Below are 667 nucleotides of genomic sequence, written 5' to 3'. Positions count from 1 at the left end.
ACGTGGCAGCCCTGACCACCAGCGAGGTGACGGTGCTGGGCACGGCCCAGATCGGCGCCATCACCACCTCGGGCATCGTGGCGCTGACCACCAGCCAGGTCAGCGTGCTGGGCACGTCGCAGGCGGCAGCCCTGAAGACGTCGCAGATCGCGGCCCTGGAAACGTCGGACCTGATCACCTTGACCACTTCGGACGTCCAGGCCCTGGGCACGGGCGCCATCGCCTCGCTGGGTACCACAGACGTGACCGCCCTGACCACCAGCCAGATCGTGGCGCTGCGCACGGCGCAGGTGGCGTCCCTGAGCACGAGTGCGATCAGCGCACTGGGCACCAGCCAGCTGATTGCGATCGAAACGAGCGACGTGATTGCCCTGAAGACGGCGCAAATCGCCGCCCTGGGCACGTCGAACATGGTCGCCCTGACCACCAGCCAGCTGACGGTGCTGGGTACGGCCCAGATCGGCGCCATCACCACCTCGGACATCCTGGCCCTGACCACCACCCAGGTCAGCGTGTTGGGCACCTCGCAGGCGGCGGCCCTGAGGACGGCGCAGCTGGCCGCGCTGGGCACATCGGACCTGATTGCCATCACCACCTCGGACATCCAGGCCCTGAGCACGGGCGCCATCGCCTCGCTGGGCACCACCGATGTCAGCACCCTGACCAC

General features: G+C 68.5%; 1 pseudogene. It reads left to right on the top strand.

Going from position 1 to position 667, the window contains the following annotated elements:
• Positions 1–667: pseudogene (locus tag AC3WOS_RS28560) on the top strand (heme utilization protein); the annotation flags it as partial.

The sequence above is a fragment of the Rugamonas sp. FW305-51 genome (genome assembly GCF_058786935.1).
This window is presented reverse-complemented; position numbering and strand designations above follow the sequence as displayed.